Annotated in this window: 21 protein-coding genes; 6 read left to right on the forward strand and 15 right to left on the reverse strand. The window is 68.1% G+C overall.

Annotation, left to right across the window (positions count from 1 at the left end):
* The first annotated feature begins 19 nt into the window (after positions 1-19).
* Both H623_RS0110255 and H623_RS19200 read left to right on the forward strand, forming a co-directional pair.
* Positions 20-826 (forward strand): oxygenase MpaB family protein, encoded by an 807-nt coding sequence (locus H623_RS0110255; protein WP_022900851.1) that lies wholly within the window; start codon positions 20-22, stop codon positions 824-826.
* The gene (locus H623_RS19200; protein WP_157560942.1) at positions 826-1,296 is read left to right on the forward strand and encodes a hypothetical protein; all 471 of its coding nucleotides are present in this window, start codon (positions 826-828) and stop codon (positions 1,294-1,296) included. The genes H623_RS0110255 and H623_RS19200 overlap by 1 nt, the downstream gene beginning before the upstream one ends.
* 35 nt (positions 1,297-1,331) lie before the next feature.
* Here H623_RS19200 and H623_RS0110265 read toward each other — a convergent pair whose 3' ends face one another.
* From H623_RS0110265 to H623_RS0110300, 7 genes are all read right to left on the reverse strand, one after another.
* Positions 1,332-1,550, reverse strand: a complete 219-nt coding sequence (locus tag H623_RS0110265) for a hypothetical protein (protein WP_022900853.1) — start codon at positions 1,548-1,550, stop codon at positions 1,332-1,334.
* Positions 1,551-1,795: 245 nt separating this feature from the next.
* Positions 1,796-2,722, reverse strand: coding sequence for an N-acetylmuramic acid 6-phosphate etherase (murQ, locus tag H623_RS0110270; RefSeq protein ID WP_022900854.1), 927 nt, complete (start codon positions 2,720-2,722; stop codon positions 1,796-1,798).
* Positions 2,719-3,915 (reverse strand): FUSC family protein, encoded by a 1,197-nt coding sequence (locus tag H623_RS19205; protein ID WP_022900855.1) that lies wholly within the window; start codon positions 3,913-3,915, stop codon positions 2,719-2,721. Before H623_RS19205 ends, murQ begins: the two co-directional genes overlap by 4 nt.
* A 6-nt stretch (positions 3,916-3,921) precedes the next feature.
* Entirely contained in the window at positions 3,922-6,411 is a 2,490-nt protein-coding gene (locus H623_RS0110280; RefSeq protein ID WP_022900856.1) for an ATP-dependent helicase, read from the reverse strand.
* Positions 6,412-6,498: 87 nt separating this feature from the next.
* Positions 6,499-8,007: a helix-turn-helix domain-containing protein gene (locus tag H623_RS0110285; protein ID WP_022900857.1), complete on the reverse strand. Its 1,509-nt coding sequence runs from the start codon at positions 8,005-8,007 to the stop codon at positions 6,499-6,501.
* Positions 8,008-8,192: 185 nt separating this feature from the next.
* The gene (locus tag H623_RS0110295; protein ID WP_157560943.1) at positions 8,193-9,272 is read right to left on the reverse strand and encodes a hypothetical protein; all 1,080 of its coding nucleotides are present in this window, start codon (positions 9,270-9,272) and stop codon (positions 8,193-8,195) included.
* A gap of 162 nt (positions 9,273-9,434) precedes the next feature.
* Positions 9,435-10,451 carry a glycerophosphodiester phosphodiesterase family protein gene (locus H623_RS0110300; protein WP_022900860.1) on the reverse strand — a complete coding sequence of 339 codons (1,017 nt, stop codon included), beginning with the start codon at positions 10,449-10,451 and terminating at the stop codon, positions 9,435-9,437.
* A gap of 99 nt (positions 10,452-10,550) precedes the next feature.
* On the opposite strand from H623_RS0110300, the gene H623_RS0110305 reads away from it, so the two are divergent.
* From H623_RS0110305 to H623_RS0110320, 4 genes are all read left to right on the forward strand, one after another.
* Positions 10,551-11,402 (forward strand): Bax inhibitor-1/YccA family protein, encoded by an 852-nt coding sequence (locus H623_RS0110305; RefSeq protein WP_022900861.1) that lies wholly within the window; start codon positions 10,551-10,553, stop codon positions 11,400-11,402.
* A gap of 125 nt (positions 11,403-11,527) precedes the next feature.
* Positions 11,528-11,761: a type II toxin-antitoxin system Phd/YefM family antitoxin gene (locus H623_RS0110310; protein WP_022900862.1), complete on the forward strand. Its 234-nt coding sequence runs from the start codon at positions 11,528-11,530 to the stop codon at positions 11,759-11,761.
* Positions 11,758-12,165 (forward strand): type II toxin-antitoxin system VapC family toxin, encoded by a 408-nt coding sequence (locus H623_RS0110315; RefSeq protein ID WP_022900863.1) that lies wholly within the window; start codon positions 11,758-11,760, stop codon positions 12,163-12,165. The genes H623_RS0110310 and H623_RS0110315 overlap by 4 nt, the downstream gene beginning before the upstream one ends.
* Positions 12,166-12,296: 131 nt before the next feature.
* Positions 12,297-13,364: a hypothetical protein gene (locus H623_RS0110320; protein WP_157560944.1), complete on the forward strand. Its 1,068-nt coding sequence runs from the start codon at positions 12,297-12,299 to the stop codon at positions 13,362-13,364.
* Positions 13,365-13,368: 4 nt separating this feature from the next.
* Here H623_RS0110320 and guaA read toward each other — a convergent pair whose 3' ends face one another.
* The 8 genes from guaA to H623_RS0110360 all read right to left on the reverse strand — a co-directional run bounded on the left by guaA (position 13,369) and on the right by H623_RS0110360 (position 22,069).
* Positions 13,369-14,916, reverse strand: a complete 1,548-nt coding sequence (guaA, locus tag H623_RS0110325; RefSeq protein WP_022900865.1) for a glutamine-hydrolyzing GMP synthase — start codon at positions 14,914-14,916, stop codon at positions 13,369-13,371.
* 151 nt (positions 14,917-15,067) lie between these two features.
* Positions 15,068-15,598, reverse strand: a complete 531-nt coding sequence (locus H623_RS0110330; RefSeq protein ID WP_022900866.1) for a DUF3817 domain-containing protein — start codon at positions 15,596-15,598, stop codon at positions 15,068-15,070.
* Between the two features lie 5 nt (positions 15,599-15,603).
* Complete coding sequence (locus H623_RS19210) at positions 15,604-16,527, reverse strand: SURF1 family protein (protein ID WP_051143191.1); 924 nt, start codon at positions 16,525-16,527, stop codon at positions 15,604-15,606.
* Positions 16,528-16,594: 67 nt separating this feature from the next.
* Positions 16,595-17,923 (reverse strand): cation:proton antiporter, encoded by a 1,329-nt coding sequence (locus H623_RS0110340; RefSeq protein ID WP_026940204.1) that lies wholly within the window; start codon positions 17,921-17,923, stop codon positions 16,595-16,597.
* A 156-nt stretch (positions 17,924-18,079) separates the two neighbouring features.
* On the reverse strand, positions 18,080-18,610 hold the full coding sequence (locus H623_RS0110345; protein WP_022900869.1) for a cation:proton antiporter regulatory subunit: 531 nt from the start codon (positions 18,608-18,610) through the stop codon (positions 18,080-18,082).
* A 219-nt stretch (positions 18,611-18,829) separates the two neighbouring features.
* On the reverse strand, positions 18,830-19,735 hold the full coding sequence (locus H623_RS0110350; protein WP_026940205.1) for a glycine betaine ABC transporter substrate-binding protein: 906 nt from the start codon (positions 19,733-19,735) through the stop codon (positions 18,830-18,832).
* Positions 19,736-19,826: 91 nt separating this feature from the next.
* Entirely contained in the window at positions 19,827-20,762 is a 936-nt protein-coding gene (locus H623_RS19215; protein ID WP_084485894.1) for an ABC transporter permease, read from the reverse strand.
* Positions 20,759-22,069: a quaternary amine ABC transporter ATP-binding protein gene (locus tag H623_RS0110360; RefSeq protein WP_022900870.1), complete on the reverse strand. Its 1,311-nt coding sequence runs from the start codon at positions 22,067-22,069 to the stop codon at positions 20,759-20,761. The genes H623_RS19215 and H623_RS0110360 overlap by 4 nt, the downstream gene beginning before the upstream one ends.
* Positions 22,070-22,085: the final 16 nt, after the last annotated feature.

Below are 22,085 nucleotides of genomic sequence, written 5' to 3' on the forward strand. Positions count from 1 at the left end.
CGGCCGCTACCGTGAGGCCATGGCCCGGAACCGCGAACACGACCCGCAGGGCATCGCGGATGTCGGCGGCGAGTGGATCATGCTCGCCGGCGGCGGGTGCGCCATCCTGCTGCAGATCGCGAACCCGGCCATCGGTCGTGGCGTCGCCGAGCACAGCGACTTCGCCGCACGGCCGTACGACCGCCTTCTCGGAACCCTCACCTACGTGACCGCGGTGGCGTGCGGAACGGCCGACGACATCCAGACGGTTCGCCGCATCGTCGGCCGTGCGCACGCGCCGGTGCACGGCGAGGCGAACGACGACACCGACGCCTACTCCGCGTACGACCACGAGTTGCAGCTGTGGGTGGCTGCGACCCTCTACTGGACGGCGGAACGGGTGCGCGAGCGCGTGTTCGGACCGCTGGATGCCCGTGCCGCCGACCGCCTGTATCGCGAGTTCGGCGCGATCGGCACCACGCTGCAGTTGCCGCCGACCTCGTGGCCGGCGACGCGCGCCGACTTCGAGAAGTACTGGCGCGGCGCCATGGCCGACCTGTTCGTGCTGCCCGAGGCGGGCCGCGTTGCCCGCGACCTGCTGCGCGCCGAGCACGCCCCGCTGTGGGTGCGGGCGATCATGCCGTGGGCACGGCTGGCGACGGTCGCCCTGTTGCCCGACGCGGTGCGCGCGCAGCTCGGACTCGTGCTCACCCCACGCAATCGGCACCGTTATGAACGGATGATGACGCTGTTCGCGGCGATCTATCCGCGGCTGCCGATGGGCATCCGTCATCTCGTGCGCGATCGGCTGCTCCGTAGACTCCGCGGCCTGCGCACGCCGGCCTGATGGTGCCCGCGCCGCGCCTGCCCCTAGGATTTCGCCCACGGGGTCCGCGCTCGCCCGACGCGCCAACGGCCCACGACGAAAGGCCCGAGGTGTCCTCCTACTACGACTGCTTCATCGCTGGCGATCACGAGTCCGCGAAGCACATCATCGCGAATGCGCTCAACTCACAGGGCTTCCTCGTCGAGGTGCAGCCAGACGGCAACTGGTACGCGCGCCGCGGCAACATGAGCACGACGATGCTCGTCGGCGCGTTCGCGGGCGACAACTTCCAGATCACTTTCGGCGTGCAGTTCTTCGTGGATGCCGCGGGCCGGCTCGTCGCGCGCCTGGACAAGAACACCGCTGTCGGCTTCTTCAAGGGCGGCGTCTGGGGGCTGAGCAAGATCGACAACGCGTTCACGCAAACCGCCGGCGCGGTCTACACCGCGCTGCTGTCGGCCGGCGTGCTCACGAACACCGCCGAAGGCTGAGCCGCACGATCGGGCCAGCCGGTCAGGCCAACCGGTCAGGCCGCGCGGTCGCGCTGCGCTCTCTCGGAGCGGACGGCGGCCTCGCGTTCGTCCGCGCACGTCTCGCACAACCATGCCTCAGCAGCGCCGTCGTCGACGCTGACCCACAGGAAAGCGTACTCGGCGCAGTCCGCGCAGCGGTGCGTCGCGAGCAGCACGTCGAGGTCGTCGTCCGCCGCCGCGTTCTCGATGATGAACAGCTCGTCTTGCCTCATGTCTCCATGCTCCGACTCACCACTGACATGCGATTGAGGCGTGCCGCGAATGCTTGCATTCAGAGGCACGCCGATTGAGCATGTGGAGCGGCGCAGCCGCGAGAACATGCGATTGAGGCTTGCCGAGAATGCTTGCATTCAGAGGCACGCCGATTGAGCATGTGGAGCAGCGCAGCCGCGAGAACACGGCGCGCATGTGGAGCGGCGCAGCGAACACAGGACGAGCACGCCCAAGAACGACCCGGTCAGCCGGCCGCCGCGATTGCATCGCGTAGCATCCCGTCGTGCTCGTTCAGCACGCGCACGGCGTCGGCCCCGTCGAGCGCGGTCACAACGACGAGGATCGCCGCCTTGACCCACCCGTCGACCGCAGCGAGCGCGCGGGCTGCGGTGGCGGCATCCGTTCCGGTCGCGAGCATGACGATGCGCTCCGAACGCGCCCGCAGCTTCTCGTTGGTGGCCCGCACGTCGACCATGAGGTTGCCGTACACCTTGCCGAGCCGCACCATGGCGAGCGTCGAAATGGCGTTCAGCACGAGCTTCTGCGCCGTTCCCGCCTTGAGCCTCGTCGACCCGGTGACGACCTCGGGCCCCACCACGGTCTCGATCGCCACATCGGAGGCCGCACCGATCGCCGATCCGGCGTTGCAGGCGAATCCGACGGTGGATGCCCCGCGCTCACGAGCACGCTTCAACGCACCCAGCACATACGGCGTGCGGCCAGAGGCGGAGATGCCGACGACGGTGTCGTGCGACCCCACGTCGAGCCCGTCGATGTCTGCGGCACCGGCAGCAGCATCGTCTTCCGCGTTCTCGACAGCAGTGCGGATCGCGCGGTCGCCGCCGGAGATCAGTCCCACCACTCGCGACGGGTCCATGCCGTACGTCGGAGGAATCTCGCTGGCGTCCAGCACGCCAAGACGTCCCGGCGTTCCCGCGCCGACGTAGACGAGTCGGCCTCCGGCGCGCATGCCGTCCACCACGAGCGTGACCGCCGCCGCGATCTGAGCGGCCGATGCCTCGACCGTTTCGGCGACGGTCGCGTTTTGCGCGCACATCAGGGCAACCTGTTCGTCGAGCGGCAGCAGGTCCAGCTCACGCGTGTCGGGATTCACGCTCTCGGTCGCGAACGAACCCAGTCGTTCTCGCAGTTCGTCGCGGTCGTCGCTCATGTGTCCTCTTCCTCGTCGTCGTTGTCCGGGGCCTCCGCGGCGCCGCTCATCCGCCGGGGAGATGCTCGGCCCGGGTCGCCCGATGCCGCTCCCCCGACGATCGCCCCGCCGCCGGCTACGGCCCCCTCAGGATCGCCGCTCGGTGCCGCCGTTGCAACTCGGTCCGGAACGATCGTCCTCCCGATCAGCACGAGAACGAGACCGATCACGGCGCCCAGCACCGTCTCGATCAGGCGGTCGCCGAGCAGCAGCCCGACGGATGTCGACTGTCCGAGCTCCGAAACCGCCAGCGCCAGTGGTGTGATGAAGAGCAGCGCTCCCGCATAGAACCAGCCGACGAGCAGCTCCGTGACGCACTGGCAGACTCCGATGGCCAGGATGAGCACCCACGTCGGCGGGTTCGGCGACAGCAGCAGCCATGCTGTGCCGAACCCGAGAGCGGTTCCGATGACGCGCTCGATGGCCCGGCGCGTGGTGTGGGCGCCGCGAGGCGACGGAATGACCACCACCGCGCTGACCACAGCCCAGTATGGATGCCCGGTGTGCAGCGCCAGCGCGAGGGCACCGGCCACGAGCGCGCCGATCCCGCACTGCACCACCGCGAGCCAGGTGCGGCCGTGGCGCGCGACGGATGACAACCGCGGCACCCGAGCGAGCGGCCGATGCAGACCTGCGAGCCGGTCGGGGGTCAGCCGCCGCACCAGCCAACCCGACATACCCAGCGCGAGAGCGAACGCCGTAGTGAGCAGTGCGACCGACAACCGAAGGCCGAGCTCGTGCACGGGCGTCGGGATCTGAGCGCACACCAGCAGGCCGAACACGTAGAAGATCGCCCCTCGCGGCAGCAGGTCGAAGGCCGACGCCGCGAGGGTTCCCCCGGTCGTCACGACGACGAGCACGATGGTCGTCACCCACAACGGGGCACCGAACGCGGCGATCAACGTACCCGAGACGATCGAGACCACCAGCCCGAGCGCGGCCACCGACATGCTGCGCAGCCGCAGCCGGTACGGCTCGCTGCGGCCGTAGAGCGCCGTGAACGCGCCGAACGCCGCGTACGCACCCCAGTCGAGGCGGCCGATCACGGCGAGCACGATCAGCGGAACGACGATGGCGACGGCAGCGCGAAAGCCGACCTGGATGTCGAGCGCCCGTGCCGGCGGGGCCTTCGGCACCAGACCCGACAGCCTCATACCCCGTTACAGCTTCTCGATCGGCGCGATCTTGATCAGCAGCTTCTTGGCTCCCGCCTTCTCGAACTGCACGTGCGCGACCTTCTTGGCGCCCTCGCCCGTGACGTTCGTCACCCGACCGTCACCGAAATCGGAGTGCCGGATGCGATCGCCCGCCTGAAGCGTCAGGTCACCGTTGTCGCGCACCTTCCCCGTGACGCGGTTGGGCCAGGCGTTCGCCGGGATCTCCGGCTTCGCGCCGAACGTGCCGCCGGCACCGGTGAGTCCGCGATCCGGCCCGCGCCCGGGACGCTTCGCGTTCAGCGCGCGCGATTGCGTGCCTCCTCGGGAGTTGGCGAACCCGGGCGACTGCCGCCAGTCGATGAGCTCGGCCGGTATCTCCTGCAGGTATCTGCTGGGCAGCGCCACCGCGACGTCACCGAACTGCGCACGCGTCATCGCCAGCGAGAGGTAGAGCCGCTTGCGGGCGCGGGTGATGCCCACGTAGAACAGCCGTCGTTCCTCCGCCGGTCCGCCCGGTTCGTTCGCCGACATGCGGTGCGGCAGCAGCTCCTCCTCGACACCGGTGATGAACACAGCGTCGTACTCGAGGCCCTTTGCCGTGTGCAGCGTCATCAGCGAGACAGTGCCGCTGGCATCGTCGATCTCATCGGCCGCCGCCACGAGCGACACCTCGGTGAGGAACTCGACGAGCCCGCCCTCGGGATTGTTGCGCTCGAACTCCTTCGTCACCGCCACGAGCTCTTCCACGTTCTCTGCGCGCGCCTCGTTCTGCGGATCGCGGCTCGCGCGCAGTGATTCCACCAACGCCGACCCTTTCAGCAGATGCACCAACACGTCGCTGACCTTGGCCGCCCCCGACGGGTTCTGGGGGTCGATCATCTCGGCACCGGAGTCGAGCAGCGTCGCCAGCTCGAGGATCGCCTTGGTGACCTTCGGTCCGAGACCGAGGGATGCGGCATCCCTCATCGCCTGCCGGAAGCTCAGCCCGTTCGCCTCCGCGTACGACGCCAGCTGGGTCTCGGTGGCCGGGCCGATGCCGCGCTTCGGCGTGTTCAGAATGCGACGCAGCGCCATCTCGTCTGACGGATTCGCGACGGCGACGAGATAGCCGAAGGCATCCTTGATCTCCGCGCGCTCGTAGAACTTGGTGCCGCCCATGATGCGGTACGGCAGCGCCGACCGGATGAAGATCTCCTCCAGCGCACGCGTCTGAGAGTTGGTGCGATAGAAGACGGCGACCTCGTTGTACGGCACGCCCTCGCCGTGCAGCTTCTCGATCTCGTCGGCGACGAACTGCGCCTCGTCGTGCCCGGAGTAGCCGGTGTAGCCGACGATCTTCTCGCCGTCGCCACCGGCCGACCACAGCTTCTTGTCCTTGCGGTCGAAGTTGTTCGCGATGACGGAGTTCGCCGCCGAGAGGATGTTCTGACTCGACCGGTAGTTCTGCTCCAGCAGAACTACCTTGGCCCCCGGGAAGTCGCGTTCGAACTCCGAGATGTTTCGGATATCCGCCCCGCGGAACGCGTAGATCGACTGATCGGAGTCGCCTACGACGGTGAGCGATGCGCCGGGGACTCGGCCCGTGGCATCCACGAGGCCGCGCATCGAGAAGCCGTGGTCTTCGAGGCCCGCCACCTCCTCCGGCTCGATCGGCCTGGTCAGCAGGTGGATGAGCTCGTACTGGGCGTGGTTGGTGTCTTGGTACTCGTCGACGAGGATGTGGCGGAACCTGCGCTGATACAGCGCCGCGATGTGCGGGAACGCGCGGAACAGGTAGACGGTCTGGCCGATCAGGTCATCGAAGTCGAACGCGTTCGCCCGCTGGAGGTCGCGGCTGTACTGCCGGAAGATCTCGAGGAACATCGCCTCCTTCGGATCCGACCGGTTGGCCGAGCGGGCGAACGAGTCGACGTCGGTGAGCTCGTTCTTGAGCTTCGAGATGCGCGCGGCCGCACTGCCCGGCGTGAAGCCGAAGGTGTCTGCCTCGAGCTCCTTGATGATCCGCTTGAGCAGCGCCTTGCTGTCGCCGGAGTCATAGATGGTGAAGTTGCGGTTGTAGCCGAACTGCTCCGCCTCACGCCGCAGAATGCGCACGCACGCCGAGTGGAATGTGGAGATCCACATGCCCTGCGCCGTCTCGCCGACGAGTGCCTCGACGCGCTCGCGCATCTCGGCCGCCGCCTTGTTCGTGAACGTGATGGCGAGGATCTGGCTGGGCCAGGCCTCCCGGTTCGCGAGCAGCCCGGCGATGCGGTGCGTGAGCACGCGCGTCTTGCCCGAGCCGGCGCCCGCGACGATGAGCAGTGCCGGGCCGCGGTACTCCACCGCTTCGCGCTGCTGCGGGTTCAGGCCGTCGAGCAGCGAGTCCGCGCTCGCGTTCGGACGGAACGATCGCTCGTCGATCCCGGCATCGACCCCGTCGAGGATGATGGGAGCGGCCGCCCGGAAGGCGTCGGGTTCGCGTGCGAGATCGGATTCGAGAGGCGTCGTCATGGGTCCTCACAGTCTACGTGCGACCCCTGACGGCCGGCGCAGCGCAAGGCAGCCCGAGACGGCGGGACGCACCGACGACGCATGCGGTCACGACATCTCTCGGCCCAGCCAGAGCGCCTCCTCCCTGGTGTGCGCTCCGAGCTTCTGGTAGAGCGCTCGCACGTGGCTCTTCACGGTGTTCGGAGACACGTGGAGCGCCTGTGCCAGTTCCGGGATCGAGGCGCTCCGCGCGAGCCCTTCGAGCACCTCGCGCTCTCGCCGCGTCAGCTTGGGGCGCGATCGCGGCGCGAACCTCACGGGCACCTGCTCGAGCTGGCCATCGAGCAGTGGTGCGAGCGATTCTCGCAACGCCGCCGATGCCTGAGCGAGGCCGATCCATCCTTCGGAGCTCTCGAGGGCGGATGCCACGGCCGCGATGGTGTGCTCGGCGACCGAACCAGTGGCGCTGAGCTCCGCGGCCGCGTAGAGCACCGCGCGCTCCGCCGGGTGATCGATCGGGATGCCATCGGCCGATTCGTCCCCCCGCAGCAGCGCCATCGCGGTCTCCGGATCGCCACTCAGCCACGCCTGTCTCGCTCTCGCCAGGCCCAGGCCTCCCCACCGGTTCAGCAACCCCGGTGTGTGCGCGATCCTGTGGGCCTGGCGCAGATCACCGACGGACTGGTGCAGCGTGGCGAGGTCCGCACGGAGCACCGCGCCGACGAACGAGCGGGAACCGCACCTCGTGCGCTCGGCCACCAGCACGCTGCCGAGATCATGGATGGCCGCCCACTGTGTTCCCGAAACAAGCGCGGCACGCGCGCGTGCGTGCGCCGGCACCCACCACCACACACCGGCAGCGACGTCCGCGCGATTCGGCTCGGAAAGCTCGCCCGCGCGCACATCCCCGGCACCGACGGCGACGAGCGCGCGGGCGAGCCGACCGGCCTGTCGGTAGTGGAAGTGCAGGTTCCCCGGCCCGAGGTCGGCCGACGCGTCCACTTCCGGCAGCAGCTGACGCGCCTCGCGGTACCTTCCCGCCAGCGCGTACGCCAGTGCCAGATGCTCCCGAACATATCGAGCGGCCGGATGCTCGACGCCCACCCGCGCCCACCGCAGCGCATCCGAGTACATCGAGACGGCATCCTCGAGTTCGGCCGCCAGCAGCTTCGCCGTACCGCACTGGAGAAGCACGAGGGGAAGCACATCGGGGAAACCCGCGGTGCTCGTCGTCGTGCGGATCAGATCGGCCGCCCCGTCGGCCACGGCAGCGGCCTCCCGGTACCGGCCGGCAGTGAGCAGCCCGCGCATGTCGGCGGCGCGCATGCCCAGAACATCGCGCGCCTCCGGGGCGGATTGCGACCGCACCCAGGCGGCGAACCGCGTGGAGACATCCGCGTCGAGCAGCATGACGGGACGTCGTGCTGCCCTCGCGATCTCACGCGACATCACCGCGCGGGGATATCGCTCGTACCACTCCGACGGAGCGCCGTCGAAGACCCGATCGATCAGATCGGGGTCCGTGAACAGGTGAAAGAAGAAACTCTCGTCGAGGGCGACGGCGACCGCGTCCCAATCACCCGACGAAACCGACTGTGCCAGCCGATGCTCGTGCACTGAATACTCCCCATAGACACTGAAACGACTCGAAGATTCGCCTCGTCGGCAGCCCACGATGGCGGGCTGGCCGACGACGCACGGCCGAGCCGAGCCGCAGGAGGCGGTCGACGCTCAGCCGAGGCGCGGCCTGCCGACGAGCGTCGTCGAGTGACGCCGCGCAGCGGCAGGTGAACGCCGAGCGCTCAGTCGGGAGTGGAGTCGCGACCGTCGGCGATTCCCGACGGCGGAGTGTCGTGCGATGGGGGACGGATGCGATGGCCGGCCCCGAGAACGGGTCCCGACCAATCGGGTCCCACACCGATGGCGGATCCACCAGGCGGATCAGCGCTCGAAGCGCATCCTCGGATATCTCCGCCCGGCGCCACGGCGACGACATCCGGGACCGCTGACGCGTCGACACCCTCACGTGCAACGCTCTCGCCTGCCGCAGCGCCGTTTGCTCGTGGGGACAGGCCGAACGAGCGGGCGGGCGAGAGGCACTCTCGATCGAGAGAGCTGCCGGCGATGTCGCCACCGGCATCGATGAGAACACGGTCACCGCGTGCGGTGGTGGACGATCCGTCCGCCTCATCGGCGCCAGAGAGAGCGGACGGTGCGTCTTCGCCCGAAGACCCGCCCGGTGCATCGGCGCCTAGGGTATCGGCACCCGAAGAATCGGCGCCCGGAGAGGCAGGAGGTGCGAATGCGCTCCCGGCCGCCCCGCCGACGTCGCCGACAGCGCTGTCGATCAGTCCCGCGACCGGTGTCGTCGCTCCGGAGATCGAGCCCAGGGTCGATCCGAGAGCCGGGCCGACGAGCGGCACCCCGCCGATCGTGTCGTCCAGGGCCGTGGTGACGGGAGCGAGAGTCTGGGTGACGGAGACGGACCTGGCGACGGAGGCGACGGCATCCGTCGCGGGTGCGACCACCTGCCGCACCGGCGCAGGCAGCGACGCCGTCAGCGGGTGCACGACGGACGAGACCGTCGACGTCGCCGCTCCGACGGTGTTCGCCACCGGAGTCGTCACGGCACCGAGCAGCGATCCGACGGAGCCGGAGAGACCAGAGCCAGAGAGCCCAGAGCCAGAAAGCCCAGAGCCAGAAAGCACAGAGCCCGAGCTCCCGTTCGATCCGGTCGCCGCCGACGCTACGGTCGGCTCGGCCGCGGATGCCGACAACGACCCGAAGGCGATCCCGAGCACCACGAGCGCACCCGCTCCTGCCAGTGAATACACGAGCAGACGCACGACACGGCTGAGCCGCGCTGCCTCCACGCACTCCATCGGCGAACCTCCCCCAACCACCCGGGACGACTCTAGCGATGCGAGCGCGTCCCGTGTGACCCTGGGGACCGCGGATGCCGCCGCCGACCGCCTGCGCTCCGACCGTCTGTGCTCCGCCGACAGCCTGCGCTCCGACCGTCTGTGCTCCGCCGGCCGGGCGCGTCAGAGGGCGTCGCGCGCGACCACCGCCAGATCCGGGTGGTCGGCGAACACGGCATCCACGCCGGTCGACATCAGCACTTGGAACGCACGCGGCCAGTCGCCGAAACTCTCCGGATGCTTGCCGCGACGAAACGGCTTGGCGAGAAAGCTGTTCTCGGGCCGGAGCGTCCAGCAGAAGATCTGCAGACCGACGCCGTGCGCGCGATCGACCAGGTCATTCGCGCCGTCGGCGGCGGCATCCATCAGCAGCGTCTTGTTGACGCTGATGCCGTCGACGGCGTCGTGTCCGCCGGCAGTCGCCAGCGCGTACAGGCCGGCGCCGTCGATGTCCTGCGCGTACGTGCGGGCTGCGCGCCCGTCGCGAGCGACCCTGTCGTACGGAGCGCCCGAGGCCTCGATCAGGTAGACGGATCTGCCGCGCACGCCGCGCGCGCGCACCTGACCGAGCACGGTGCGCTCGAACGACTCGACCACGAGGCGATCCGAACCGACGTTCCACGCGGAGTCCCGCAGCTCCGCCGCGAACAGTTCGTCGAGTGGCAAGCCGAGACGTTCGAAATACGTCGCATGCTTGAGCTCGACGACCAGGCCGAGTGAGCGCCCGTGCCGCTCGGACTCGCGATCGACGAGGTCGAAGAGCTCGCTCAGCCGCATCAGCGGATAGCGCCCGTCGAACGTCGAGCTGGCCTGGCGCAGCCGAGGTAGCCTCTCGACGGCGCGCAGCGTCGACAGCTGCGCCCACGTGAAGTCCTCGGTGAACCAGCCGGTGCGCTCCACGCCGTCCACGCGTTTCGTGGTGCGCAGGTGCGCGAACTCGCTGCGGGAGGCGACATCCGTCGTCGTCGAGATCTCGTTCTCGTGCCGCACCACGAGCACACCGTCCTTCGACGCCACCACGTCGGGTTCGACGGCGTCGGCACCGAGCGCGAACGCGAGCCGGTATGAAGCACTCGTGTGCTCAGGGCGGTAGCCGGGCGCCCCGCGGTGTCCGATGATCACGGGAATGGGCGACGACATGCGGCGATCCTAGGCTGCGGGCCTGTGCGGGATGCCCACCCTCGGTTTCCCCAGCAGAACTCCAGCCGTCTGCACAGCCAGATCCGGTAGCGTTTGGTCATGGCACTCTCGAACCCCGCGTTCTCGCGCAATCCGGCCTTCAAGCCGAACAATTCGGCGGGCACGGCGGCGGCGACCGAAACCAACGCGCTCGCAACGGCCGACGGCATTCAGTCCCTCTACGAGGCACCGTCCGCGACGTCTTCTGACACCGGCCGTATGACCTACGAAGACACGATCGTCAAGACCGTGCTGCTGTTCGCGGTCATCCTGGCGACCGCCGTCGTCGGCTGGTTCCTGCCGATCCTGATGCTTCCCGGAGCGATCGCCGGTCTCGTGCTCGGTCTGGTGAACTCGTTCAAGCGCAAGCCGTCCCCCGCGCTCATCCTGCTCTACGGTGCAGCACAGGGGCTGTTCATCGGCGGCATCTCCGCGCTGTTCGAGTCGATGTGGAACGGCGTCGTCATCCAGGCGGTGCTCGCCACACTGGCCGTGTTCACGGTGACGCTGATCCTGTTCGCCAACGGCAAGGTGCGGGCCTCCGCTCGGGCCACCAAGGTGTTCCTGGTCGCTCTGATCGGATACGTGCTGTTCGGCGCCGTGAACATCGTCGTCATGATGTTCGGCGGCTTCAGCCAGGCATCCACCGGCGGCCCGTTCGGCATCTACTCCATGCACGTGCCGTGGCTGTTCAACATTCCGCTCGGCGTGCTCATCGGCATCGTCGCGGTGCTGCTCGCGGCCTACTCGCTCGTGCTCGACTTCGACTTCATCCAGAACGGCGTGAAGAACCGCGCGCCACGCGTGATGGGCTGGTACGGCGCGTTCGGCCTCGCCGTGACGCTGATCTGGCTCTACGTGGAATTCCTGCGCCTGTTCGCCATCATCGCCGGCGGTGGCGGCCGCAGCTGAGCCAAGCAGACGTGACGAGGCCGTCCTTCGGGGCGGCCTCGTTCGCATGTGCGTCAGGCGGTTTCGTGCAGAGCAGAGGGGCGACGTACTGCCACTCCGACCAGTCTTCGACTAGTCTTATTCGCATGACCACAATTGGAGCGTACGAAGCGAAGACGCACCTCTCCGAGCTCCTGGAACGGGCCTCTGCGGGTGAAGAGTTCATCATCGCCAAGCACGGTCGTGCCCTGGCACGGCTGGGACCCGCCGGAGGGCAGCGGCCGCCCGCGCTGGGCGTGATCGACGCGATCATCGATGCACGCCGCGGCATCGAACTCGGAGGCGATCTTCGGGCGCTGATCGAGGAGGGGCGCGCGTGACATTCGTGCTCGACACGTCAGTGACGATGAGCTGGTGCTTCGACGACGAGGCGAGCGACGACTCCGATGCCATCCTGCGTCGCCTGACCGATGAGACGGCCATCGTGCCCGCACTCTGGGAGCTCGAGGTCTCGAACGTGCTCGCCCTCACTCGGCGCCGCAAACGCCTCACCGAAGCTCAGTCCGCGCACTTCGCCGCACTGCTGGGGAGTCTGCCGATCGACGTGGAAAGACAGCCCGCCCCGATGAGTGAGCTCATCGAGCTGGCCACCGCCCATTCGCTCACCGCGTACGACGCCTCATATCTCTGGCTCGCGATACGATCCGGAGTCGCCATCGCCACGAGTGACCGCGCTCTCAACGACGCGGCACGCCGAGCCGGCATCGAGACGCTGCTCGCCTGACACGAAACACTCCGACCCTCGACTCGCCCACCGCACGTCTTGTCGGCGGACCTTGCCCGATGCGCGGCACACGACTGGTACTCGGCGACCTAGGTAGTTCCTCCTGACCTGGCCCCTCATAGGCTGCAACGGTGAGCGACTGGACATTGGCGGCAACGATCGCCGTCGCCACGGTCGCAGGGGTCTGGTGGGTGCCGCGCATACGCGCACGGAACGCGCGTGACGGCGGCTGGTTGCGGCATCCGGGCACCTGGCTTGTCATCGTGGTCGCACTCATGCTCGTGAACCAGCTGTTCGTGACGGCGTTCGTCGATCAGGCGTGGCACGGGGACGCCTCACGGATCACGCGATATCTGCCTGCGGGCTGGTTCGACCTGGCCGACCTCGGCGCACTTTCCGCGTGGCTGCCGGCATGGCCGTGGACGGTGATGCACGTGCAGGCGGCGCTGGAGCTGCCGTTCGTCATGCTGGCCTACCTTCTGGTGTGCCGGTGGTTCTCGGCGGACATCTTCCGGCGCGCCATCGGTGCGCGCTGGCTCGTCTCGGCCTCGTACACGTTGACGTTCTGCCTGATCGAGTGGGATCTGCGCAACCCGTACACGATCGCGGACATCGTGATCCGGCTCGTCTCGGGGGTGCTCACCCCGCTCCTGCTGCCGCTACTGGCGTCCGGCCGCTCAGAGGCGACGCGCCTGACGCCGTTCGTCGCCTCGGCCGCCGCTCTCGGATGCCTGATCCTCGCGATCTACGACACTGTGACGTTGTACAACCTGGCTCACATTCCGTCCTGGCTGCCGCTGGTCGCCGTCGCCGCGGTAGTCCTGGCCGCGGCACGATGGTGGGCGCGGCGCCCCGCGGTTCACGGGCCCGCCCTGGAATCGGCGTCACGGTCGCTCGGGTGGTTCCTGCTCCTGTTCTTCGTGCCCGCTCTGCCGTTGCGGTACGGCTTCAATTTCGGCACCGTCTGGATGTCGGTGCTCGCCGGCTTCCTGCTCGTCGCCACCGCGGTGCGGCTCGGCTGGCACCGCCGACACGGTGCGACCTTGGCCGTCGCCGCGGGTTCGGGAGCGGTCGGCGCCGTCGCCGGCTTCGTCGTCGCGTTCGGCTACCCGGAGGCGAGACTGCTCGCGGCCGGCGCGGGGTTCGTGGTGCTCGGTGCTGCGGCGTGCGCGTTGCTCGACCGGAGGCTGCAGGGGTAGCGCGCTACTCCCATTCGATGGTCGCCGGCGGCTTCGACGTCACGTCGAGTACCACGCGGTTCACGCCTTCGACCTCGTTGGTGATGCGGTTCGAGATGCGCGCGAGCACGTCGTACGGCAGGCGCGTCCAGTCCGCGGTCATGGCATCCTCTGAGCTGACCGGACGCAGCACGATCGGATGCCCGTACGTGCGTCCGTCGCCCTGCACGCCGACCGAGTGCACGTCGGCCAGCAGCACGACCGGGCACTGCCAGATCTCGCCGTCGAGTCTGGCGGCGGTGAGCTCGTGGCGGGCGATGGCATCCGCCTGGCGAAGCAGCTCGAGGCGCTCGCGCGTCACCTCGCCGATGATCCGGATGCCCAGTCCGGGACCCGGGAACGGCTGCCGAGAGACGATGACCTCCGGCAGCCCGAGCTCGCGACCCACGGCCCGCACCTCGTCCTTGAAGAGGGTGCGCAGTGGCTCAACGAGCTCGAAGTTCAGGTCTTCGGGGAGGCCGCCCACGTTGTGGTGGCTCTTGATGTTCGCCGTGCCGGATCCGCCGCCGGACTCCACCACATCGGGGTAGAGCGTGCCCTGCACGAGGAAGCGGATCGGGTCGCCCTCTTCGGCCGCCTCGGCGATGAGGTCGGCCTGGGCGCGCTCGAAGGTGCGGATGAACTCGCGCCCGATGATCTTGCGCTTCTCCTCCGGGTCGGTGACGCCCGCGAGCGCGGTGAGGAAGACATCCGATGCGTCGATGGTCACCAGCCGAACACCCGTCGAGGCGACGTAGTCCTGCTCCACCTGCGCGCGCTCGTCTTGGCGCAGCAGGCCGTGGTCCACGAACACGCAGATCAGCTGGTCACCGACCGCTTTGTGCACGAGCGCCGCCGCGACCGCCGAGTCGACGCCGCCCGAGAGACCGCAGATGACGCGGCCCGTGCCGACCTGGGCGCGGATCGCGGCGACCTGCTGCTCGATGACATTCTCGCTGTTCCAGTCCGCCGGGATGCCCGCGGCCCGGTGCAAGAAGTTCTCCAGCACCGCCTGCCCGTACGCCGAGTGCTTCACCTCGGGGTGCCACTGCACGCCGTAGAGCCGCCGCTCGTCGTTCGCGAACGCCGCCACCGGGGTCGAGGCGGTGGAGGCCAGCACGTCGAAGCCCGCGGGCGCCTTCGTCACCGAGTCGCCGTGGCTCATCCAGGCGGTCTGCTCCGCGGGCTGCTCGGTCAGCAGGCTGCCCGCTTCACCGATGCGCACGGCGGTCGAGCCGTACTCGCGCGCGCCCGTCTTCGATACCTCGCCGCCGAGCGCGTTCGCCATCATCTGGAAGCCGTAGCAGATGCCCAACGTGGGCACGCCGAGATCGAAGATGGCGGGGTCGAACGCGGGGGCGCCCTCTTCGTACACGCTCGACGGTCCGCCGGAGAGCACGATGCCGGCCGGCTGCTTGGCCGCGACCTCGGCCGCCGTGATGGTGTGCGGCACGATCTCCGAGTAGACGGATGCCTCGCGCACCCGCCGCGCGATCAGTTGCGCGTACTGCGCACCGAAGTCGACGACAAGCACGGGGTGCTCGCCCGCCCGCTGCGCGTCTGTGCTCCCTGAGCGAGCATCGCGAGTGCTCCCTGAGCGAGCATCGCGAGTGCTCCCTGAGCGAGCATCGCGAGTGCTCCCTGAGCGAGCATCGCGAGTCGAAGGGCCGGTGCTGGTCTGCTCGCTAATGGGATGCCTCCACCGGGCGCTCGGGGGTTGTCACGGGGTTCTCGGCGAGGAAGCGGTGCACCTGCCGCGAGATGAAGTGCTCGACGATGAACGACATGAACGGCACGACGCCGCCGAGCGCGATCTGCACGAACTTCGTGAACGACATGCGCATGAGTGACCACAGGCGGAAGTCGGCGATCAGGTAGAGCACGTACAGCCATCCGTGAGCGATGAGGATGCCCGTGGAGACATCGACGCCGCCGATCGAGCTCTCGCCGCCGTCATACGGCACGAAGGAGAGGAAGCCCTGCCCCGGGGCGAACGCATACAGCGAGTAGCCGACGCCGTACTTCACGATCATCTCCGCCACGAGCAGCAGCAGCATCACACCCGTGATGTACGCGGTGACCTGATAGAAGCGCAGCGAACCGGGAATCTTCGGGATGTCCACCGTGCGCGGGCGGGCCGAGTTCGCAGACCGCAACTGCTCGATCGTGCGCTGAAGAAGGCTGCCGCCGTCCGGGTTCTGAGGGGGATTCGGCATGTCGTTCAGTCTACTTCGCGGCCCTGTGACGACTCGCCGGGAGCCGAGCTGCCGCCATCCTCCGCGACGGCCCCACGATCGTTCGGGACGCGCTCAACTTCGCCCGGCTCGCCCACCGCTTCGCCACCGTCGACCGACTCCCCCGCCCACTCGGCGATCGCACGCTCGTACTCGGCCTCGGCGTCTTCGTGGGTCTTCTCCCAGGCATCCTTGACCACGCGGTACCAGAGGAACAGCGCGAAGCCGGCGAAGATCGCCCACTCGGCGGCGTAGAAGATGTTCAGCCAGTCGACCGTCGCCTTCTCGCTCGGCGGCGGTGAATAGATCTTCGTCAGCCCGGCGGGCGGCGTTCCGTGTTCCACGACGTAGGAGCTGTAGATGTCGGAGTCGCCGATGCCATGCCAGCGGTTCACGAGCGACGCGACCGACATCTCCTTCATCACGAAGGGATCGCCACCGGCTGCCGGCGCGGACGGCGCCTCGGAGGGCAGCAGTCGCCCCGTGAGCGTCACAGTCGCGGACTGCTGCGCCTGAAGAGCGGCGATTGCCCGCTCGGCCTTCGCCTTCGTCGGCGCCCAGCCCCGTGCGACGGCCAATTGCGCCGTGTTGCCCTTCTTGTCGGGCTCACTCGGCGTGAAACGGGTGACCACCCAGTACCCGGTGGCCCCGTCGTTCAGCCGGCCGGTGAGCAGGCTGTAGTCCTTCTGCGAGAACGTGCCCGTCGCGCGCACGAGCTGGCCCTCTCCCGCCGTCGTCGGTGCGGAGTTCACTGTCGCGACCTGGTTCAGCGGCTTCACCGTCTCAGTCGGGGTGTTCACGACGGTTCCCGATCGCACGGCGCGTTCCAGCTGCCACTGCCCGAGCGCAGCGAACGCGGCGGCGATGGCGAGCGCGAGCACCAGCGCGGCGATCCACTTGGGGCGCACCATGGTGCGCAGGAGTGATTCGGTACGCGGCGGCGCGGGCTTCGCCGCGGGAGTGGTTTCGGTGGTGATCTCAGTTCTGCTTTCGTGTGTCCGAGTCATCGGTCTGCCGCATCGCCTGGTCGACGATGCGGTCGATCGCCTCACGGGTCGCCTGGTCGTCCTCGCTGTCCTCCGACTGCTGGCCGCGAGTAGCGGCGTCGACGAGCGCGATCTCCTCCTCCAGAACAGGGTTGTGCTCTTTCGGAACCGCCCGTCGACGCGGCCGGATCAGGACAGCACCGATCTTCTCAGAGTTGGCTGCGAGAACGGGTCCGAGGATGGCCATGATGAGCACGTAAAGACCGGCGAACGGTTCCAGCCGCTCGTCCAGCCCCGCCGCCAGCGAGAGCGTGGCGAGGATCAGCGTGAACTCGCCGCGGTTCATCAGGATGGCAGCGATGTTGAGGCCGGCACGGGCATCCATCTTGTTGAACAGCGCGATGAGCTCGCCTGAGACCACGTTCAGCACGATCGTCAGCACGATCGCGAGGATCACCAGCCACGCCACACTGCCGAACTGGGCGATGTTCAGGGCGAGCCCGAAGTTCAGGAAGAAGAAGGCGGCGAACACGTCGCGCAGCGGTATCGAGATGCGCTCGACCTTGCCGGAGAACCGCGTGGCGCCGAGCACGAGGCCGATCAGGAACGCGCCGATGGCGTCCGTCACGCCGATCAGTTCGCCGATGCCGGCGAACAGCAGCGCGAGGCCGAAGAACAGGATGGTGAACAGCTCGTCGTCACGGGTGCGGAAGAACCGTGAGACGACACGACCACCCCATCGGGCGACGCCGAACATGACAACGAGGAACGCGGCCGCGATGCTCAATTGCAGCACCACCGGCCAGAACTCGGTGCGCCCGCTCAGCACGACCGAGACGATGGCCAGGTAGACGGCGATGAACACGTCGCCGATCACCGTGGCGCCCAGAATGGCCGGCGTCTCGTTGTTCGCCAGCCGGCCCAATTCGATGAGCATCTTCGTGATGATCGCGCTCGAGGATGTCCCGACCATTCCCGCGATGATCAGCGCCTCGCGCGTTCCCCAGCCCACGAACTCGCCGAAGAGGAACCCGACGCCCATGTTGAGCACGATGTACGTGCCGCCGGAGATGAGCAGTCGCCCTGCGTTGCCGAAGAACTCGTCCTGATCGAATTCGAGGCCGAGATTGAACAGCAGCAGGATCAGGCCGAAGATCGCGATCAGTTCGATGTCGGCCGAATCGAAGTTCAGTGGGAAGAAGCCGGTGTGCGGGCTCGCAAGCAGCCCGACGAGCATGTAGATCGGGATGGCGGGCAGGCGAATCAGCTTGCCGAGGCGCCCCAGTGCGTAGGCGATGACGAACAGCACGCCGAGCACCATGAGGTCGGTGGCGAGGTTGTCGGACGCGTGGGAGCGAGCGTGCAGGATGGTGGTGAGGCGGGCATCCAGATGCGTCGCATGAGCAGCGGCACGAGCGACGACGTCGTCACCGAGAGTGGAGAGAAGGGCGGGCACGGCGGCGGCGACGGGCATGGGTCACGCCCCGGGCGGGGCGTCAGCGAGAGCCGGCTTGGCCACCTCTCCGGTTCGGAAATAGGTGAACGCCTTCGCCACCTTCTCGGGTGAGCCGGCGACCACGAGCGTGTCACCCGGGAACACCTTGAAGTCGGCCGACGGCCCTGGGTTCGTCGAGTCACCGCGCACCACGGCGACGACCGTGAGACCGACCATGCCGATCTCGGCGGGACTGCCGAGCCGCTGCCCGGCGATGTAGTCCTCGTAGTCCACGGTGAACCAGTCGATCGACAGACCGGGGATCTGGTCGAGCGCGGTCAGCGACTCGGTGATCTGAGTGCCGCCGAGCAGCTCCGCGAGCGTGTGCGCCTCGTCTTCGTTCAGGCGCAGCGACACCTTCGTGACGTTCGCGGTGTCGACGTTGTCGGAGAACGTGATGAGGTCTGAGTGCCCGGAGCGGTGCGCGATCACGCCGACCTTGCCGCCGTCGTCGGTCACGAAGGTGTGCAGCACACCGACACCGGGAAGTTTCACCCGTCGAACGTCAACCATCGTCAAGGACTCCCGTGCGTTTGCGTCGAATATCAGTGTATCCGGGCCGCCGCGGCCCGCCGCCCCGCTGGCATCCGCTGAGCGTGAACAGCATCTCGAACGGCGAAGGGGCAGGATGCCTGCGCACCCCGCCCCTCGCACGTCACGTCGCTCACGTGTCAGCGGCCTGAGCGATCACGTCGTGACCGATCAATCGAGAGCGATTACGTGGCGATCAGCTCACTTCGAGGTCAGCGACTTCTCGAAGTCCGGGTGCGCCGCCAGCCACTTCTTCACGATCGACGGGTACTTCGACTCGTCGGCACCGCTGTTGAACATCTTGTTCTCGAGGTTGGCGAGCAGCTTGCCGTCGAACTTGAAGTTCTTCAGCCACTTGCTCAGCGTCGGGTAGTCCTTCGTGAAGCCGTCACGACCGACGACGTCGATGTGGTCCGGCTTGCCGAGGGCGCCCTTCGGGTCCTTGAGGTTCTTCAGCGGGAACGCGTCGTACGCCCAGTGCGGCTCCCACAGCGTGACGACGATGTTGTCGCCGTCCTTCGTGGCGCGCTTGAGCTCGGAGAGCATCGCCGCGGTCGAGGAGGTCTCGAAGTTCATCTTGTCGAGGCCGTAGGCCGGAATGACGCTGTCCTTCACCACGCCGGTCTCGCCGGCGCCCGGCTCGATCCCCACGATGGTGTTGTCGAAGTCCTTCGCGTGGGAGGCGAGCTGCGAGAGCGAGTCGATCGGGGCATCCTTGTTCACCGCGATGGTCAGCGGTGCGTTCTGGTACCACGAGCCGAGATCTTCGAGCTTGTCGCCGTACTTCTCCCAGTACGCCTTGTGCGTGTTGGGCAGCCACACGTCGAAGGTGGCGTCGTACTGGCCCTTGCTCAGCGCCGTGAACAGCGGGCCCGCGGTCGCGGTCTCGAGGTCGACGTCGTAGCCCTTGTCTTCGAGCACCTGCTTCCAGACGTAGGAGCTGGCCTCGCCTTCGGCCCAGCCGCTGAACACGCCGATGGTGACATCGGCCTTGTCGCCGTTGTCGGGGCCATCGGAGCTCGAGCCCGAGCCGGAGCCCGAGCAGGCGGTCAGCGAGAGCAGGGTGACTGCCGCCGCGGCGACGGTCATGAGGGCACGCTTCTTCATGCTGTTTCCTTTCGTACCCCGCGATTGCGAACGGGGTGATCGGGGTTGGCGCACCGCGAGCGACGAACGCCGCGGTACGGACGGCGGACGGTCAGCTTTCGACCGGCACCGTTGCACCCGGCTCCAGGGGAACCTCGGTGGCAGGGGTCTCGTCTGCCGTGCCTACGCGCTCGGCACGGGCGCGCGGCAGCAGACGATGAGTACGGGGACGGCCCAGGGATGCCGTGAGCCGGTCGAGCAGAATCGCCACGATCACGACGCTCAAGCCCGCTTCGAAGCCGAGGCCGACGTCGATCGTCTGGAACGACGACACGATCGGCTTGCCGAGGCCAGGGGCGCCCACCATGCCGGCGATGACGACCATCGACAGCGACAGCATGATGACCTGGTTGACGCCGGCCATGATGCTCGGGCGAGCGAGCGGCAGCTGGATCTGGCGAAGGATACGGCCCGGCGAGGCGCCGAACGCGTGGCCGGCCTCGACCACCTCCTTGTCCACCTCGCGGATGCCCAGCTCGGTCAGCCGCACGCCCGGTGCGATCGCGAACAGAATGGTCGCGACGATGCCCGGCACTGCGCCGATGCTGAAGAGGATGATCGCGGGGATCAGGTAGACGAACGCCGGCATGGTCTGCAGGAAGTCCAGAATGGGCCGGACGATCGCCGACGCGGTCTGCGAACGCGCCATCCAGATGCCCAGCGGGATGCTGATCGCCACGGCGATGATCGTCGCGACGAGCGTCAGCGAGATCGTGTGCATGGTGTTCTCCCACTGGTCCATGCCGAGGATGAGCACCAGGCCGACGGCGGTGCCGATCCCGAAGACCCAGCCGCGCGCCCAGACGCCGAGCGCCACGATGACGATCAGGACGAGCCAGAACGGCGGTGCGGCGAACAGCCAGTCGACGCCCTCGTAGAACCCGCCGAGAATGGCGCTGATCACGTCGAACAGCCCGCCGAGCGCGGTCGTGATGACGTCGACGAAGCTCTCGACCCAGTCACCGATCGGAATGCGGAAGCCGTTCATCGCACGCCTCCTTCCGTGGCGAGTTCGCCATCCGGCGAATCGGTGGTCCCTCGCAGAATCTCGGTGACGACATCCACGGGGATGGTGGCAGGCGGCTCGACGACCGCGAGCTCTGCGGTGTTGGACGGCACATTGCCGAGAGCGGCGAGCAGCGTGACCCGCGGAATCGCCCCGAGAAGGCGACCGGCGGCATCCACGACGGCGACTGGCAGCTCGCTCTCCACCGACGACTCGAAGACGTCGACGAGTCGGGTGTCTTTCTCGACCTGTGGCAGGTCCTTCTCGATCGCCTCGGTGAGGTCGCGTTCGCCGCGCTTCACGAGCCTCATCACGTCGCGATCGCGTACAACCCCGAGCAGCGCCCGGCCGTTGCCCACGACGAAGGCGGCTGAGGTCTGCAGGTCGCGCATGGTGCGCAGCGCCGCGCGCGGGCCGGCGGAGACCGTGACCATCGAGCGGGCGGGCTCCATCACGGCGGAGGCCGTGAGCACACGGGCACGGTCGACGTCTTGCACGAACTGGGCGACGTAGTCGTTGGCCGGATCGGTCAGGATGTCGTCGGGCGTCCCCACCTGCACGATGCGACCGTCGCGCATCACCGCGATGCGGTCGCCGAGGAACATCGCCTCGTTGAGATCGTGGGTGATGAACACGATCGTCTTGTTGAGCTCGGACTGCAGCTCGATCAGCTGCTCCTGCATCTCGCGACGGATCAGCGGATCCAGTGCCGAGAACGCCTCGTCCATGAGCAGGATGTCGGTGTCGGCGGCGAGCGCGCGCGCCAGCCCGACGCGCTGCTGCATGCCGCCGGAGAGCTGGCGAGGAAACTTGTCCTCCCAACCGGCGAGGCCGACGCGCTCGACCATGGCGGCGGCGCGCTCGCGCCGCTCGGCCAGGGGCACACCCTGCACCTCGAGGCCGTAAGCGACGTTGTCCATCACGGTGCGGTGCGGCAGCAGCGCGAAGTGCTGGAACACCATCGACACGCTCTTCTGGCGCACGTCGCGCAGGGCACGGGCCGGGATGCCGGCGATCTCGGTGCCGAGGATGCGCACGCTGCCGCTCGTGGGCTCCAAGAGCCCGTTGAGCATGCGGATCAGCGTCGACTTTCCCGAGCCGGAGAGGCCCATCACGACGAAGATCTCTCCGCGGGCGACCTCGAACGAGGCGTCGATCACGGCGGCAGTGCCGCTCGACGCCACTTCGGCGCGCGTGGCTCCGCTCTGCAACTGGCGGACGACGTCGCTCGGGCGTCGTCCGAAGACCTTGAAAAGATGGGACGCTTCCACTGCGTGGGTTTCGGGCACGTCGTCTCCGTAGCGC

It is taken from the genome of Humibacter albus DSM 18994 (assembly GCF_000421825.1).
Classification (GTDB): Bacteria; Actinomycetota; Actinomycetes; order Actinomycetales; family Microbacteriaceae; genus Humibacter; species Humibacter albus.

Bases quoted from the DNA above. Each gene is read 5' to 3' on its own strand.
- H623_RS0110255 (WP_022900851.1), top strand. From the start codon at position 20: ATGGCCCGGAACCGCGAACACGACCCGCAGGGCATCGCGGATGTCGGC.
- H623_RS19200 (WP_157560942.1), top strand. From the start codon at position 826: ATGGTGCCCGCGCCGCGCCTGCCCCTAGGATTTCGCCCACGGGGTCCG.
- H623_RS0110265 (WP_022900853.1), bottom strand. From the start codon at position 1,550: ATGAGGCAAGACGAGCTGTTCATCATCGAGAACGCGGCGGCGGACGAC.
- murQ (WP_022900854.1), bottom strand. From the start codon at position 2,722: ATGAGCGACGACCGCGACGAACTGCGAGAACGACTGGGTTCGTTCGCG.
- H623_RS19205 (WP_022900855.1), bottom strand. From the start codon at position 3,915: ATGAGGCTGTCGGGTCTGGTGCCGAAGGCCCCGCCGGCACGGGCGCTC.
- H623_RS0110280 (WP_022900856.1), bottom strand. From the start codon at position 6,411: ATGACGACGCCTCTCGAATCCGATCTCGCACGCGAACCCGACGCCTTC.
- H623_RS0110295 (WP_157560943.1), bottom strand. From the start codon at position 9,272: ATGGAGTGCGTGGAGGCAGCGCGGCTCAGCCGTGTCGTGCGTCTGCTC.
- H623_RS0110300 (WP_022900860.1), bottom strand. From the start codon at position 10,451: ATGTCGTCGCCCATTCCCGTGATCATCGGACACCGCGGGGCGCCCGGC.
- H623_RS0110305 (WP_022900861.1), top strand. From the start codon at position 10,551: ATGGCACTCTCGAACCCCGCGTTCTCGCGCAATCCGGCCTTCAAGCCG.
- H623_RS0110310 (WP_022900862.1), top strand. From the start codon at position 11,528: ATGACCACAATTGGAGCGTACGAAGCGAAGACGCACCTCTCCGAGCTC.
- H623_RS0110330 (WP_022900866.1), bottom strand. From the start codon at position 15,598: ATGCCGAATCCCCCTCAGAACCCGGACGGCGGCAGCCTTCTTCAGCGC.
- H623_RS19210 (WP_051143191.1), bottom strand. From the start codon at position 16,527: ATGGTGCGCCCCAAGTGGATCGCCGCGCTGGTGCTCGCGCTCGCCATC.
- H623_RS0110340 (WP_026940204.1), bottom strand. From the start codon at position 17,923: ATGGTGCTCGGCGTGCTGTTCGTCATCGCCTACGCACTGGGGCGCCTC.
- H623_RS0110345 (WP_022900869.1), bottom strand. From the start codon at position 18,610: ATGGTTGACGTTCGACGGGTGAAACTTCCCGGTGTCGGTGTGCTGCAC.
- H623_RS0110350 (WP_026940205.1), bottom strand. From the start codon at position 19,735: ATGAAGAAGCGTGCCCTCATGACCGTCGCCGCGGCGGCAGTCACCCTG.
- H623_RS19215 (WP_084485894.1), bottom strand. From the start codon at position 20,762: ATGAACGGCTTCCGCATTCCGATCGGTGACTGGGTCGAGAGCTTCGTC.